The organism is Bacteroides sp. DH3716P (assembly GCF_025914115.1).
GTDB lineage: Bacteria > Bacteroidota > Bacteroidia > Bacteroidales > Bacteroidaceae > Bacteroides > Bacteroides ovatus.
In genome coordinates, this window is the sequence record NZ_CP083673.1 from 3,092,712 (window position 1) to 3,107,865 (window position 15,154).

The following is a 15,154-nucleotide window of genomic DNA, read 5'->3' on the forward strand; positions in this document are numbered from 1 at the left end:
TGCTAACTCGTTACCACTGTTTCTCAAATACTCAGTTAAATGTTTATTCTTCAAACGGTTATATTAAACCGTTGAAAATCTAAAATAGTTTCATCATATTTATTTTTTAATTTTCCAATAGAAACTTTTGATTGAACAGAAAGAATAGCATAAGAGGAAGTATTCGCTTTCGGTTATGGGATACTGAACAACACGTCTGTTGTACTGAGGAATCATCAATTTCAAGATATCATTTTGATGTCTTGAAAGCAAAAGTATATAATTATATTAAGTCGGAGTATAGTTTCTATAGGAAAATTTCACATTTTCATCTATAACGCAAACAATCAACAAGTTACAAACGACTAGTCAGGAACAAAGAATTAAACTCTCACATTATTATATTAAGAGCCTGCTAATTTCAGAAAGAATATCCCACTTCTATTCCGGCAATGTGTCTGCCTTGCGAAGATGCATATTGATAACAATAGAATGCATCCAACGACCAACGTTTGGCCAAAGCTATTTCTACTCCGGGACGATAACGCATACGATCGGCTCTCCAAAAAGAAACGTCATCCAAACTCTGATAGATTTCAACAGAGAAATAGGGAGAAACAATTCCTTTTGTAGGAGCATAAGATAATTTCAAGCGGGAACGCAAACGAGTTTCAGAGTTGCCACGATCAAAAGTCTGCTGAAATCTTTCCCTTACAGCTACTTTCAACCATTGATAACGAAAACTGACAGTAGCAGTTATATGATAGCGATGCCTGAACTTCCAGTCCGAGTCACCCAAATTCCGAAGATGGGTTTCATAGCCAACCCCCAGATTCAAAAATGAATAGGGTCGGTAACTTCCGCCAACAGTCAGCCCCCAACGATCCAATTTACTCACATCATCTTTCATGCGCAATTCCAAATCACCTGAAACTGAAAACCGGGAATCTATCTTATGGTTTACCTTGAATTTAGTCCATGTATTAAAATCGTCACTTTGTGCCCATGCAGAAAATGATATTCCAAACAACAGCACAAATAATAGCCAAGTCTTAGTATTTAATATTATTCTACTCATTGATTTTCGGGTTAAAGTTACAAAGATAACAAATTATCTCCGGCAAAGAAAAAGCATGATACTGAAATAATACTGAAAAACTGTTTGCGTTTCATTAAAAGGAACATGTTGTTTCTCGGTGTGAAACAGGTCGTTCCTTTAAAAGAAACGACCCGTTGGTTTAAAAGGGAAAAGTCCCTTTTTATAAAGCATTGTTATTCAAATCATTACTTCGGCTTCACATTCCACACCAATAAAGCGAAAAATACAGACAATAAAGCCGCTCCTATCCAAAACCAATTGATATAAGTGAAATCATAAACATCGACTCCATTCTGAACCGTCTTTTGCCCCTCTATCAGAACACCACTCATTACATCCTGTAATCCGGCCCCAATATAACTGGCAATGCCGACTACCCCCAATGCTGCTCCCGACGCATTGCGAGGAGCAATATCGACTGCCATCAGGCCACCTAAAAAACAAATGAGAACTCCGATACCCAAACCGAAAAGAACCATGGCCAACACATCTATCCAAAAGTGTACACCGGGAACCAACAAGAACAGGCTAAGTGCAAGAACATTCATCAATCCGAAAATCAGGGCGGGAACATTTCGACGACCGCCAAATAACTTGTCAGAAATAACACCCGAAAATATGGTACCTACGATACCACAGACTGGACAAATGGAAATAATGAAGCTGGCATCCAACGTGGAATATCCTTTTTGCGCTTCTAGATAAAAAACACCCCAGCTATTGATAGCATAGCGACTGATATACATAAAAGCACTCGAAAGAGCCAGTATCCAGATGGCAGGCATCATCAATACCTGGCGTTGGGCTTTATTAAAGTCTGTCGTTTCCACCACACTCATCTCCTCTTTCTGTTTGGGAGCATTTACAGGAGGAAAGCCCTGACTCTCGGGAGTGTCATGGAAGAACTTCCACACAATTAAAGCACCAAGCAAACCAACAATACCGGCACCGAAGAAACCGTATCTCCACCCCAATACACTAACGATAGACGCAACAATTAGGAAGGTCAACGCCTCACCGATATTGTGGCTGGCAGACCAAAATCCGTAATAGGAACCTCGTTCTTTGTCCGTGAACCAACGGGAAAGTCCCACTACACAAGAAGCAGCACCCATAGACTGAAACCAGCCACTAATCCCCCAAAGGAGAGCAAACAGAATAAAAGAATGGGTAAAACCCAGGCACAGGTTCACTAAAGCAGTTACCAGTAAACCGGTAGTCATAAAGCGGTTGATATTGCTACGGTCGGCCAGAAAACCATTCGTAAATTTTCCAAGGGCGTAAGTAAAGAACAATACCGAACCGATAATTCCCAGTTCTGTTTCGGAGAAAATTCCTTCATCTACGATGGGCTTCTTCACGACATTCAGGCTAAGACGACAAACATAGTACATGCCGTAACCGAAAGTGGCTGAAAGAAAAGTAAACCATTTCAGGTATTTCAGACGACGGGCATCGGAATGAAGATGTTGTGAGCCGGATGAAGACAAAGCTTCCCCGTTACAAGGTCTCGGTGAAGAGACCTTGTAAAAGTTTATAAGTTGTTTCAACATGAAAAAGTCTATTTAGTCGTGAAGTTTCTTTTTGCGCAGATACTCCAATAAGAGGGCAGGACGGTCAGTTTGAATTAATTTGGCTCCCTGATTAATGATCCATCCCCAGCTTTCATCCGGTTGATGAAGTTCTACTGCACGGTCGTCATCATGACCACCACATAATTCGGGCCAAAGAGAGTTTATAAACAACTTAGAACCCGTATCACGCACTTTTTTTATCAGGTTAAGCACCTCAGGACTATCATTATCAAACACTAACTCATAAGCAGCAGGCTTCATGTGAGTCTTGTAACTGTCAATAATAGCTTCGGCTCCTTTTTTATGCAACTGTACAATAGGCATAAAAATCACTTTATCCAATACAGCACCGTTTTCGGCTTTCACTTGTTCATAAGGAAGGCCGGCTTTGATAACACACTGGTCAACCGTTCCCGTCTTTTCGAGTACAATATAAGCTTCCTGAAAATAATCATACCCCTTATCAATATTTACCATGATCTTACCTTTGCAGAGCAACATCACTTCTTCCAATGTAGGAATCTGATGTCTTGTCTTACAAGCTACTCCATTTTTAAGACGCATTGCTTTCAATTCGGCCAATGTATAATCTTCCACCAGTCCTTTTCCAGACATGGTACGATTGATCGTTTTATCATGCATCACTACTAAATGTCCGTCTTTGGTTCGTTTCAAATCGATCTCCACCATATCGACACCCATATCAATGCAATTCTGTATACCTTGCAATGAGTTTTCCGGGGCATTACGCCAGTCAGCCCGGTGGGATACAACCAATATTTTATCTGGATGATTTCCCAGCAGATTTTCTCTGATTTCAGCTATTCTATTTTGAGCAACAGCCAGTTGCACCAAACACAGAAGAAGTATGAAGTTACATATCCGTTTCATAAGTTCAAGCATTAAGAATTTTAGTTCAGTTTATTGTTTTTCCAGACTAGTTTTTCTCCCCACATTGGTACATAAGTCTGTTCACAGTTAATCTTCGAAGCCCGTTCGAGTGCCATATCCAATGACCATCTTGATTCATCAACACCTGCATGAGCCAGTTCCAAGATATGTGATAACAAGACATAATCGGGCTCCACCTGTCCCGCACCTGAACCCAGAATATTATTTTCGGTCAGAGCATTGGGAGCATAACGCGGTATCAAAACATTCACATGAGAAGCCAGATTCGTATATTGTTCCGGTTTATAGTTAGAGTCTCCTACATGCATAAAAACGAAATTACCGGTATCTTCCCCACAATCGATCGAAAACACAGTCACAAAATTAGATAACCCGGCATTGTTATGGTCAGTGATACAGGTTTTAATCTTGAATTTTCCAATTTCATAATCTTTATCCCCCTTTGCAGTATAAGGATATGTCGCGTCTTTCAAATAGTTGGATAACACCGGTTTACCTAAATCAAACATAGCCTGGATAAGATCATTACTATAATGATCGGAGTGCTTGTGTGTAACACAGAGAAAATCAATATAAGGTGCCAGCTCTTTCGCCCAACGATGAGAAATGTCAATAGCAAAACATCCTGACGGAGTTTTTACCACATACCCCATATTATAGAGTAACCAGATCGCTGCCGTACCATTTTCTACTTTTGAGTTTTTAATTCCATCCATCACACGATCAAATGCACTCCGATAAAAATAGATAATCGGATCACACTTTTCCATACTCGTACTCGCCTGATCGAAGCCATTCAGATAACTGACGAAATAATCATCTTTACACTTATCCGCATATCCCTGGATCTTGGTCAAAGTAGTGGTACGTCCGGTATTGACAATCAAAGGAGAAGAACTCCACAACTGTTCCGCAGTGGCATCTACTTCCTCTGCCAATTGTGTAAGAATTTCTTCATAACCTGTTTCGGTACTGTTGTTGTCATCATCATCACAAGCAACAAAACCTATTACCAAAAGGCAAAACAGTAAATATTGTATTTTTCTTATTATATCCATCTTATTTCTGATTTTTATAGTCATTAATTATTTTATTGAAAGTCTCAACCACCCGTTCCGGTGTCGGACGCGTATTGTCGTTTTCATGGTCTTTGGTAGCTTCATACATGAAAACCCCTTCATAGCCGATTCCTTCGAGTGCATGCATTAACTTTCCCCATTGAATGTCACCTTGTGTAGGAAGCCAATGACACTCGTTGACAAAATCAAAGTCCGAAGCGTGTATAGTACCTATACGTTCACCAACAGTTTCTACAAAATGCCCTGTCGTCCCTTTAGTATAATGATTGGTATCAAAACAAACCTTCACACCCGGAGTATCTTTGATTATTTCCAAAAGCTCTTCAGGAGTATTACCCAGACAAGTTCTCGGCAGATTTTCGATGCACAACTGTGCTCCTATTTGATCCGCATATTTTTTCAGATAAGCGATAGACCTGGAAGCATTAGTTATTCTTTGTGCCCGAATACTGTCAGCAATAGGCTCGGAACTAGGATGCAGTACCAAACATTTCGGCTGAAACTGAGCGCACTGTCCAATCATCTCCGCCATAAAATCTACATTTTCTTTCCTTTTCTTTTCATCCAGCACCGATATATCCAACGTGCGTGAGAAAGGAAGATGTATAGACCAGACCTTGATACCGGCACTATCAATTTTTGCTTTCATATCCCGGATACGAGGAACAACTTCATCTGCCGGAACTCCTCTATAACACTGGTTAAATGCTACTTCCACATACTCTACCCCCACAGACCGGGCTTGAGAAAAGTCTGTGGAAGCAGGTACTTTCCACAAAGCTGTAGTCGTACCTACTTTATATTTCTGTGCATATAAACCCATTGTCATCGCCATAAATAAGATAAAAACAGGAACTCTCATTATCGCTTACTTTTGACGGTTTGTACCTTGAATATCACCACCACGAATACTCCAGGAGTCTGTTGCTAATGTCTTATTGACAGCAAAAGCCTTTATCGAACCGATATTATTAGATCCGATCGTTCCGCAATAAAGCCGTCTGTCCGGACCAATGCTAACAGCTGCCATGACCTGTTGTCCCACAGTCTCTTCAAAAACAATGTTTCCATTAGTGATGTCAAGTCCCAGCACTTTGTTATTCGATTGGGTACCTATATAAAGAATACCATCCGTACTCAAAGCACCTCCACTGTAGTTCAAATTGTTACCCACATTTTTCTCCCAGATTTTAGATCCGCTGGCATTTACTGCATGAACAGTCTGCGATCCTTTTTCAGTAAAATAGACATTGCCATTTTTATCAGCAATCGGGAAATAAGCATCTCCTTTTGTAGTCGGATACGTCCATTTCTTTGTTCCGTTTGTCATATCAACAGCAACGAGTCCTCCGTTTTTCAAAGTCGCATAAAGTACCTGATCCTTCAAAGCAAACGTAGCCTGTTCTGTCACATTCACTTCTTCCAATTTCCAATTCTGCTCTTTATTCGATTTAAAAGAATAAATGGCTGCACTTGTACCTGCATAAACATTTCCGGCTTTATCAATAGCCACAGCACTACCGGTTGCTCCGTCAAGCGATTGTTGCCATTTAATAGCACCACTGGATGCATCCAGCGCATACAACGTACTCTTATTGGTGAGACAGTAAAGAACACCATCGGCCGACAATGCAGGGAAAGCTCCTATCGCAGCATCCAATTTTACTGCCCACTTTTGAGTTCCGTTCGGATTAATAGCATATACATTATTAATAGTGGCATTTCTTACACACTGATAGATTGTACCATCAGGAGCCACCAACGCACCTCCGCCATAAGTTATCTGACTGATAGCAAACACCCACTTGAATTCACCGCTCACTACGTCAATAGCAAATAAATGACCCGCAGGAGTAGATGTCGGGATATACATTGTTTTTCCATCCGGAGAGAACACCGGATTGGAGGTCTTTACATATCCGGTAAGTCCACCGAAGTTCAAATCGACAGAATTCCATTTATAATTGCCGACCGTGACAGTCAGACTGCCCGACTCGGTGGTATTATTAACATAAGTCACCGTTACAGCCACTGTATAAGTACCGGTAGTAGTAAAAGCATGCACCGGATTGTTTTCTCCCGATGTCGTACCATCACCAAAATCCCAACTTACCGATTTCACTTCACCAGCCATGAAATACATATCGTTATAAGCAAAGGTAGAAGGCTCCCACACAACCAGTTCCGTACTAGCGAGAATAGGATAGATCAATCCGGGAGTAGCAGAAGTTTCCACCGCAATAGAATTGCCTGTAGGATAAACACAGACTACATTGAATGTATATTCCTGATCGTTAGTCAAACCATCAACGATGTATTCTTCCAATGAAGTATCATCCAGATTGATAATCTGATTACCGGGATTCACGGTAACCTGATAGCGAGTGAAACGTTCACTCGCAGGTTTCGTCCATCTCAAACGCACTCTTTCATTGCCGGCTGCTGCCGTCAGATCAGAAATCGGATATCTTGCATTCTTCGGTGTACAGGCAGCAGTAGTTTTACTGGCCAATCCTCCCGCATAACGAGGTTGCACAGAAAAAGTGTAAGCAACATCGTTCACCAGATTATTGATAGTGGCAGTCATTGTTTTTGCATCCACAGTCATCTCGCCTCCTTCCGCTTCTGATGATCCGGAAGTCCAAAGAATCAAATATTCATTCGGACGGGCATTCTCGTATGCTTCCCAGGAAAGAGTCACATTCATATCTCCGGCTGTTGCCGTTAGTGACTTCAGTTCATATAAATCGAAACTTGCCTTTGGCAGATCTTCTTCACAAGCAGTAAAGACTACCGTGAAAATAAACAACAAGCTATATAGTATTTTTTTCATCGTTTGATTTCTTTTAGTTTAATCCTATTAATATCCCGTATTCTGCCACAACAGTTCTGTATTGTTTATTCTTTCCAACTCCGTTTTTGGAATAGGATACAGGTATTGATAGTCCTGAATAATATGTCCTTCTGCTTTCATAGCCTCCTTAGCACCTCCCATACGTACCAAATCGAACCAACGCTGTCCCTCATAAGGAAACTCCTGCTGACGTTCCAACATAATCGCTTTACGGAAGCTATCCTGATCGGGAAGCTCTGTTATCTGAAGCGGAGACAATCCGGCACGAGTATGCACAGCATTCAAAGCAACCATAGCTTCTGAATTCTGCAAATTACTATAACTGATTTCATTCAAAGCTTCGGCGTACATTAACAGCACATCGGCATAACGGAGAATAATCTGGTCATTACCGACTGTATTATAGGTCGCACTTTTGACATCTTTAAATTTATTCATCACGCATACTTTATCTTCCACCTTTACATAGGTAATCAGATTCTTGCGCTTATCCCCATCTTTGTAGCACTCTTTCAGAGACTTTGTCTGATTGGTATCATCAGTCAGATTAATAATAGAGAACCAATATCCATGTCCTTCTCCTTCAACATCTTTATTAAAGCGAACAGCAAAAATAATCTCATCATTCATTTTATTGTTCACGTCAAACACTTGTTCGGGAGTAGTCATTAAAGAATACCGACCCACTAGTTGAGATAGCACATTGCGAGCCTCCGTCCATTTATGGAAAGTCAGGTAAATCTTGCCGAGCAATGCCATTGCAGCACCGGAAGTCACTCGTCCCATATCGGCACTTGTATAAGAAGACGGCAACATATTTTCATTAATAACCTGATTCAAATCACCGACAAGAAAATCATAAACCTGTTGATCGGAACTGCGCCCGATTTTAAGAGCTTCAGCCACCGTCACCACTTTATTAGTCATCGGTATCCCTCCCCATAAACGATACATATTAAAATAAGTAAGGGCACGGATAAAAAGAGCTTCGCCTTTATATTGTTTTTTCAGAGTTGCGTCGAAGTTGGCCTCATCAATTCTATCTAATACAAGATTGCAACGATAGACTCCATTATTAAAGTTTGCCCAGGCATCTTCCAAAATTCCATTAGAGGCTTTATCTGCAAACTGATCGATATCATAACGGTCTTGTGTTCCGGCAGTGGGCGCACTCAATGTCAAATTATCACTCCGATATTCGCAACACTCTGTAAAATAGGAAACTTGTGTCTGCAATTTGGAGTAACATCCTATCACAGCTACATTAAAATCTTCCGCTGTCTTATATACCTTGTCGGTAGGCACACTGCTACTCGGTTCCAAATCGAAGAAACTATCTGTACAAGCAACTGATAACAAGGCAGTTGATAGGAATAGTATTAGTTTATATTTTTTCATATAACGTGTATTTTAAAGGATGATTAAAGTGTTATGTTTAGCCCAAACAAGAATGTTTTAGCTAATGGATAAGTTCCATAATCCTCACCCGGTGAAAGAGAATTACTCGGACGTGCATTTACTTCCGGATTATATCCGCTATAATTAGTCGAAGTCCATAAATTTTGTCCGGAAACGTAAACTCTTAATTTTTCCACGAAAAAGCGTTGAGTCAGGTTCTTCGGTAAGGTATATCCTAGTGTCACATTCTGCAGTCGCAGATAAGAACCATCTTCCAGATGCCAGGTTGAAGTACGACCATTATACCCCTTTGACTTACGGTTGGCACGATTCACCTGACCGTTTCCCGGATCTTCCGGACTTTTCCAACGATTCAAGGCTATAGTGGTGCCATTGGTATTACCTTCCAGATTATCAATGTAACGACGATTCAGATTCAGAATCTCATTACCATATACTCCTTGAAAATTAAAATCAAGGTCAAACCCCTTAAACCAGACTTTACCACCAAACCCATAGGTAAAATCGGGCATATAGTTACCCACGATTGTACGATCTTTATCCAAATCCATCACTCCATCCCCGTCTACATCCACAAAGCGGAAATCTCCCGGCTGGGTATTGCTGAAATGAGGATACTTTTTTAATTCTTCTTCATTGGAGAAAATTCCATCCTGCACCAACAGATAATAACATCCGATGGGTTCACCGACTTTCGTTATGTAATAAGCATGATCTACGCTACCGGTAGATATGATAGGAGCATTACCCGGACCGAGTGCCTTCACTTCGTTCGTATTAGTGGCATAATTAGCATTAAACGAATAACCGAAATCTTTAGTTATATTCTTCTGTGAGGTCAAAGCAACTTCCCATCCCCTATTATTCACTTTACCGATATTCATCAATGCAGTGCTATATCCGGTCAGGTGGGGAACTGGTACATTCAACAACATATTAGAGGTATTGGTATTATAATAATCCACAGTTAATCCCAGCAATCCTTTGAACATCTGCAAATCAACACCCACATTCACCATCGCATTCTTTTCCCAACTCAAATCTTCATTCTTTATGGTACTTGGCTTATAACCATTCACCAATTGTCCGTTACCTGTGCCAAGCACATAATTATCCAAAGCCATCAGAGACAAATGATCATAATTGCCAATCTGGAAGTTACCGGTCACTCCATAACTCGCTCTTAACTTCAAATCATCAACAAACGACAGACACTTAGCCTTCATAAAGAAGTCTTCTCCGCTTATTCTCCACGCCAAAGAAGCTGAAGGAAAATATCCCCACCGATTATTCTTGCCAAAACGGGAAGAACCGTCTGCACGAATAGCTGCCGAAGCCATATATTTACCTTTATAGCTATACTGCATACGCGCCAGATAAGAAGCAATCGTCCATTGGGTTTTATCAGATGCACCTTTCGTCACCGTACCTCCGGAAATTGTTTGTATATAGTCGTTCGGGAAATCGGTCGCCGTCACATTATCTCCTTTATATGTCTCTTTTTGAGCCGACTGTACTAAGACCACATTGATGGAATGAGCATCTTTAATCGTTGTGTTATAATTGATTTTATTCTCCACCAACCAGTTGAAATAAAAACCTGATGAACTGTAGGCTGTCGGATTTGACTTTACATCATAATACTTTTGTCCCAATAAAGGAAGTTCCGAAGAACGATATTGGTCATTATGCGAACCATAATAATCGCCACCAAAAGAAATGTTATAAGTAAGCCCCTTATACAACTCCAATTCAGCAAAAACTTTTCCGACAATCGCCATACGGTCTACAACATCCGATTGTAAGTTTGCCATGGCTACCGGGTTCAATACGGCATTATGCTGATAGTCATTTCCAATTCTCCAATAGCCGTTTCCCTGATAATTATAGCTGCCATCCGCATTATACACCGGCCATACCGGAGGCATCATCAATGCCGATTGCACAATACCATTAGATCCGGAAGCATCTACCCGATTGGAAGTAGAATAGGAAGGCGAGAAATTCAGACCAAATTTCAGTCTTTTATATTTCCCGTCCAAATTCATACGCATACTATATTTCTTAAAGTCGGAATTAATTATAATACCCTCTTTATCATAATAGTTGGCAGAAATGAAATAGCCGACTGTTTTTCCTCTGCCGGAAATAGAAACATTGTGGCTGGTAGTAGCAGCAGTACGAAAAATAGCATCTTGCCAATCCGTATCCGTCAACCCCTTATCACCATTCAGATAGGGAAAGAGTTCGGTAGGAATACGTTCCCATGAGTTCGGGCGCATTCCGTTCGGGTCATCCGGTGACCCTCCGGGATTAGCATCCAGATAAGCGTTGTCATGACCATCCTTTGCAAATTCGGCAAACTGATATGCATTCATCATTGAAAGTTTCTTCGAAACACTCTGGATGCCATAATATCCATCATACTGCACTTTCATCTTTTCCGATTGTCCCTGCTTGGTCGTGATAATAATGACACCGTTGGAACCGCGACTACCATAAATAGCTGCCGACGAAGCATCTTTCAAAACTTCCACAGATTCGACATCATTATTATTCAGATTGGCAAATCCACGTTCTACCGGCACGCCATCAATAATATAAAGAGGATCACTACCGGCATTAACCGTACTGATACCACGAACACGGATACTTACACTTCCCTCCGGATCACCACTTGGCTGTGTAACCTGTACCCCCGGCATCTTACCCGCCAACGCCTGACGAAAGTCTGAAGCAGAAACGTCCGCAATTTGTTCAGCTTTCACGGAAGAAATAGAAGTAGAGACGTCTCTTTTCCTCTGAACTCCATATCCCACCACTACTACCTCATCAATCATCTTACTATCTTCTACCAACGTGATTTTCGCCGTATTTTTATCCTTTGCAGAGATATTTACCGTTTTATATCCAATATAAGAGATGGTCAATGTTGCAGACTCCGGTACATTCATGATTGAGTAACGTCCGTCGATATCGGTAATCGTACCACTACCCTCTCCCTTAATCTGCACACTGGCACCAATCACCGGTTCTCCTTTATCATCTGCAACAATACCTTGTATAGTACGTGTACGTTGAACAGTTTCTTCTTTCTTAAGCGGCTGTTTGCTAACAGCAATTGTATGATCGGTCCTATTGAAATAAAGCTTGGCCTGGGAAGTAATTTCTCCCAGAATCTGTTTTAATGAAGCATTTTTAATGTCGAAAGAAACTCTCGGAGCCTTGTTCACCGTCTCCTGATCATAGAGAAACTTAAAATTAGTCTGTTTGCTGATTTTATTGAAAACACTCTCTACCGGCTCGTTTTGCACACGAAGCGTAATATCATGCTCTTTCAATGTCTGAGCAGCAGCCGGAGCTATTAAAATGAAGGTGAATAGTAAAAAAGCTAAAAACGAACAGCTATTTTTACTTATCCCTTTACAAATAAGAAGATTATTCATAAATTTGTGCGTTTTAGTAATTGACTAAAGTTATTAAAAACAAGCAATGCGCGATACGTTATTCATTTGGGTCGAAGCTTATGAATATCCGTCCGGATTGCGGATAGAGGCATTCCTTTGGAGTGCTTCTATCATTTTGGGGAGGTTCATGAAGGAGCTGTTTTCATCTATTATTTTTTAAAAGGTTAAACATTATCTATTATTCATCTCATTCTTTATAAAGAAGCACATGGATGCCCTCTTTCTTATATTTGATATCACCGCTGATAAATTCAATGGATTTAAGTACCGCTTCCAAACTCTTGTTATCATGTTCGCCGGTAATCAAGTTGTTGAAATCCTGACCGGAAGCAAAAGTAATCCGGCAATTATATACCCGTTCCAGTTCCTTTGCCACATCGCGGATAGGTGTACTGTAAAAACGTAACCCGCCTTTCATCCAGACAGCCACTCCCCTATCCTCCGTTTTCTTACTATATTCTCCGGAAACAGTATTGATAAGCACCTGTTCTTTAGCAGTCAGCCTCATCATCGCTTCCGGTAAATCAACCTGTACCTTACCACTCTCCACACTCACAGACACTATTTCATCTGTTGAATAGGATTTTACATCAAATCGGGTACCTAACACCTGAACATCCAGCCGCTTCGTCCTCACAATAAATGGCATCTTTTCATTGCGGGCAACACGGAAATATCCCTCACCTTCAAGTTCCACTTCACGGAGATCTCCAACAAAACGATCCGGATAACGCACTTGCGAACAAGAGTTCAGAACCAAAAGAGTTCCGTCCGGCAAAGTCACTTGTCTTTTCTCACCAAAGGAAGTGGTGATTTCAGCCAGTGTGACCTGTTGTGCATTCATATACCGGAAAAAGTTGACACTCCCTATGATAATGGCTATTACAGCCGCTGTACTGACTGCCACCACAGAAGCCCGGCGGAACCATGTACGTTTTTTGTGTTCAATACGCTTCAGTAATTGGCGTGCCTCTCTCTTATATTTTTCCCGCTCCAAATCATTATCAGGTTGCAGGTTCCCGGATTCTTCCCAAACCTCTGCTGCCAGTTCGTCCAATATATCTTGGTTTTCTGAATCCTTAATACTTTGCAACAACTGTGAAGCATCATCCCGGGTATAAAGATCATCCAGATAGCGATGCAATTTATCTTTTTCTGTTTTAGTATCTTTCATCATATATTCAAAATAAGGATATTAATTTCCTTCCCTTTGTATAAGTAATACACAAAAGTAAGAAAGAGCTAGGGTGTGATTAACATTTATTATAAATTCAAGCACAATAGAATCAAAAGTACATCGGCTGATGTACTTGAATATTTAGTCAAATAGGAACGAATCACTTTTAGAGAAAGAGAAATATGTTCTTGCACTGTATGAACTGAAACGCCCAATGCTTCGGCTATTTCTTTATGAGACATCTGTAGTTCACGGCTCATTTTAAATACCTCACGCTGGCGGGGCGTTAATTGCTCCAATGCACGGGCAATAATCTCTTTCAAATCATTGAGCAGAATATGATTATTCGTTTCGTTCGTTGAATCGATCGCTTGAGAAAGAATCTGCTCTTTCAGCTGATCTTCATTAGCCATATCCCGCAACTGATTCAAAATACGATTACGCACAATAGTATAAAGATAGGAAGAAAAAGAGGCTTCGGGATTGATGAAACGACGGGTTTGCCAAACTACCGTAAACGCATCCTGAAATATATCCTCCGCAAATTCATGCGACTTGACGAATTTCAGGGCGAAGTAGAGCAAACGATTCTTATAAGCGGCATAAAGTTCGCAAAAGGCCTCTTCATCTCCGTCTATCAGACGGAGAACCACTTCCCGTTCATCCATTAGAGTGTCTGTTGCGTACATACTTTCTTTATTTTTGGCCACAAAGGTATTGTTATGATGTTACAAACGTATGTATTTTTTCTGAAATAAAAAAATAAAGCTCCCTTCTTATTAAATCTCCCGTTAAGAACTTTATCTACCTTTCCATTGTTATTAGTAATAGTAAAGTGCAAATAAGACGCACACCAAAGTTCTATTAAAAAAGAAAGGAAGATTATGAAAAAAGTAATCGACAGAGCTTCATCAAGAGGCTATTTCAATCACGGCTGGCTCAAGACCCATCACACATTCAGTTTTGCCAACTATTATAATCCGGAAAGAATTCATTTCGGAGCATTACGAGTGCTGAACGATGACAGTGTAGACCCGTCTATGGGATTCGATACACATCCGCATAAAAATATGGAAGTGATTTCCATCCCCCTAAAAGGATACCTGAAACATGGTGACAGTGTACAAAACACAAAAACCATCACTCCGGGTGATATTCAGGTTATGAGTACAGGCAGCGGCATTTATCACAGTGAATACAATGGCAGTGATAAAGAACAACTGGAATTCCTGCAGATATGGGTATTTCCACGAGTTGAAAACACCAAACCGGAGTATAACAACTTCGATATTCGTCCGCTCCTGAAACCAAATGAACTGGTGCTAATCCTGTCTCCGAACGGGAAGACTCCAGCTTCTATCAAACAAGATGCATGGTTCTCTATGGGAAGTTTCGATACGGAAAAAACAATCGAATATAAGATGCATCAGGAAGGTAACGGGGTATATATCTTCGTACTTGAAGGAGAAATCACAGTGGCGGAAGAACGGCTGTCCAAACGTGATGGTATCGGTGTTTGGGATACAAAAGAATTCCCGATACATATATTAAAAGGAACCCAACTTCTATTAATAGAAGTACCCATGTAATTTTC

The 15,154-nt window shown here is 40.7% G+C and carries 11 protein-coding genes; 1 reads left to right on the plus strand and 10 read right to left on the minus strand.

Annotated features, from left to right (window positions below; translation table 11 throughout):
• Positions 1-400 precede the first annotated feature (400 nt).
• The 10 genes from KQP79_RS11340 to KQP79_RS11385 all read right to left on the minus strand — a co-directional run bounded on the left by KQP79_RS11340 (position 401) and on the right by KQP79_RS11385 (position 14,249).
• Positions 401-1,057, minus strand: a complete 657-nt coding sequence (locus tag KQP79_RS11340; RefSeq protein ID WP_022199201.1) for a DUF2490 domain-containing protein — start codon at positions 1,055-1,057, stop codon at positions 401-403.
• 206 nt (positions 1,058-1,263) lie between these two features.
• Complete coding sequence (locus KQP79_RS11345) at positions 1,264-2,631, minus strand: MFS transporter (RefSeq protein ID WP_061448533.1); 1,368 nt, start codon at positions 2,629-2,631, stop codon at positions 1,264-1,266.
• A gap of 12 nt (positions 2,632-2,643) precedes the next feature.
• The gene (locus tag KQP79_RS11350) at positions 2,644-3,543 is read right to left on the minus strand and encodes a glycerophosphodiester phosphodiesterase family protein (protein ID WP_004305975.1); all 900 of its coding nucleotides are present in this window, start codon (positions 3,541-3,543) and stop codon (positions 2,644-2,646) included.
• A 20-nt stretch (positions 3,544-3,563) separates the two neighbouring features.
• The gene (locus tag KQP79_RS11355; protein ID WP_061448560.1) at positions 3,564-4,622 is read right to left on the minus strand and encodes an MBL fold metallo-hydrolase; all 1,059 of its coding nucleotides are present in this window, start codon (positions 4,620-4,622) and stop codon (positions 3,564-3,566) included.
• A gap of 1 nt (position 4,623) precedes the next feature.
• On the minus strand, positions 4,624-5,505 hold the full coding sequence (locus KQP79_RS11360) for a sugar phosphate isomerase/epimerase family protein (protein ID WP_004310806.1): 882 nt from the start codon (positions 5,503-5,505) through the stop codon (positions 4,624-4,626).
• Between the two features lie 6 nt (positions 5,506-5,511).
• Positions 5,512-7,476, minus strand: coding sequence for a PQQ-binding-like beta-propeller repeat protein (locus tag KQP79_RS11365; RefSeq protein ID WP_022199199.1), 1,965 nt, complete (start codon positions 7,474-7,476; stop codon positions 5,512-5,514).
• A gap of 27 nt (positions 7,477-7,503) precedes the next feature.
• Positions 7,504-8,895 (minus strand): RagB/SusD family nutrient uptake outer membrane protein, encoded by a 1,392-nt coding sequence (locus KQP79_RS11370; protein ID WP_061448532.1) that lies wholly within the window; start codon positions 8,893-8,895, stop codon positions 7,504-7,506.
• 23 nt (positions 8,896-8,918) lie between these two features.
• Entirely contained in the window at positions 8,919-12,362 is a 3,444-nt protein-coding gene (locus KQP79_RS11375; RefSeq protein WP_022199198.1) for a TonB-dependent receptor, read from the minus strand.
• 208 nt (positions 12,363-12,570) lie between these two features.
• Positions 12,571-13,560 (minus strand): FecR family protein, encoded by a 990-nt coding sequence (locus KQP79_RS11380; protein WP_264386634.1) that lies wholly within the window; start codon positions 13,558-13,560, stop codon positions 12,571-12,573.
• Between the two features lie 86 nt (positions 13,561-13,646).
• A complete protein-coding gene (locus KQP79_RS11385) occupies positions 13,647-14,249 on the minus strand; it encodes an RNA polymerase sigma-70 factor (protein WP_004305965.1) in 603 nt (200 codons plus the stop codon).
• 195 nt (positions 14,250-14,444) lie between these two features.
• On the opposite strand from KQP79_RS11385, the gene KQP79_RS11390 reads away from it, so the two are divergent.
• Positions 14,445-15,149 carry a pirin family protein gene (locus tag KQP79_RS11390; RefSeq protein ID WP_061448531.1) on the plus strand — a complete coding sequence of 235 codons (705 nt, stop codon included), beginning with the start codon at positions 14,445-14,447 and terminating at the stop codon, positions 15,147-15,149.
• Positions 15,150-15,154: the final 5 nt, after the last annotated feature.

What these genes read in the sequence shown, in the direction of transcription:
- KQP79_RS11345 (WP_061448533.1), bottom strand. Translation starts at nt 2,631, where the DNA reads ATGTTGAAACAACTTATAAACTTTTACAAGGTCTCTTCACCGAGACCT.
- KQP79_RS11355 (WP_061448560.1), bottom strand. Translation starts at nt 4,622, where the DNA reads ATGGATATAATAAGAAAAATACAATATTTACTGTTTTGCCTTTTGGTA.
- KQP79_RS11390 (WP_061448531.1), top strand. Translation starts at nt 14,445, where the DNA reads ATGAAAAAAGTAATCGACAGAGCTTCATCAAGAGGCTATTTCAATCAC.
- KQP79_RS11385 (WP_004305965.1), bottom strand. Translation starts at nt 14,249, where the DNA reads ATGTACGCAACAGACACTCTAATGGATGAACGGGAAGTGGTTCTCCGT.
- KQP79_RS11380 (WP_264386634.1), bottom strand. Translation starts at nt 13,560, where the DNA reads ATGATGAAAGATACTAAAACAGAAAAAGATAAATTGCATCGCTATCTG.
- KQP79_RS11365 (WP_022199199.1), bottom strand. Translation starts at nt 7,476, where the DNA reads ATGAAAAAAATACTATATAGCTTGTTGTTTATTTTCACGGTAGTCTTT.
- KQP79_RS11350 (WP_004305975.1), bottom strand. Translation starts at nt 3,543, where the DNA reads ATGAAACGGATATGTAACTTCATACTTCTTCTGTGTTTGGTGCAACTG.
- KQP79_RS11360 (WP_004310806.1), bottom strand. Translation starts at nt 5,505, where the DNA reads ATGAGAGTTCCTGTTTTTATCTTATTTATGGCGATGACAATGGGTTTA.
- KQP79_RS11340 (WP_022199201.1), bottom strand. Translation starts at nt 1,057, where the DNA reads ATGAGTAGAATAATATTAAATACTAAGACTTGGCTATTATTTGTGCTG.
- KQP79_RS11370 (WP_061448532.1), bottom strand. Translation starts at nt 8,895, where the DNA reads ATGAAAAAATATAAACTAATACTATTCCTATCAACTGCCTTGTTATCA.
- KQP79_RS11375 (WP_022199198.1), bottom strand. Translation starts at nt 12,362, where the DNA reads ATGAATAATCTTCTTATTTGTAAAGGGATAAGTAAAAATAGCTGTTCG.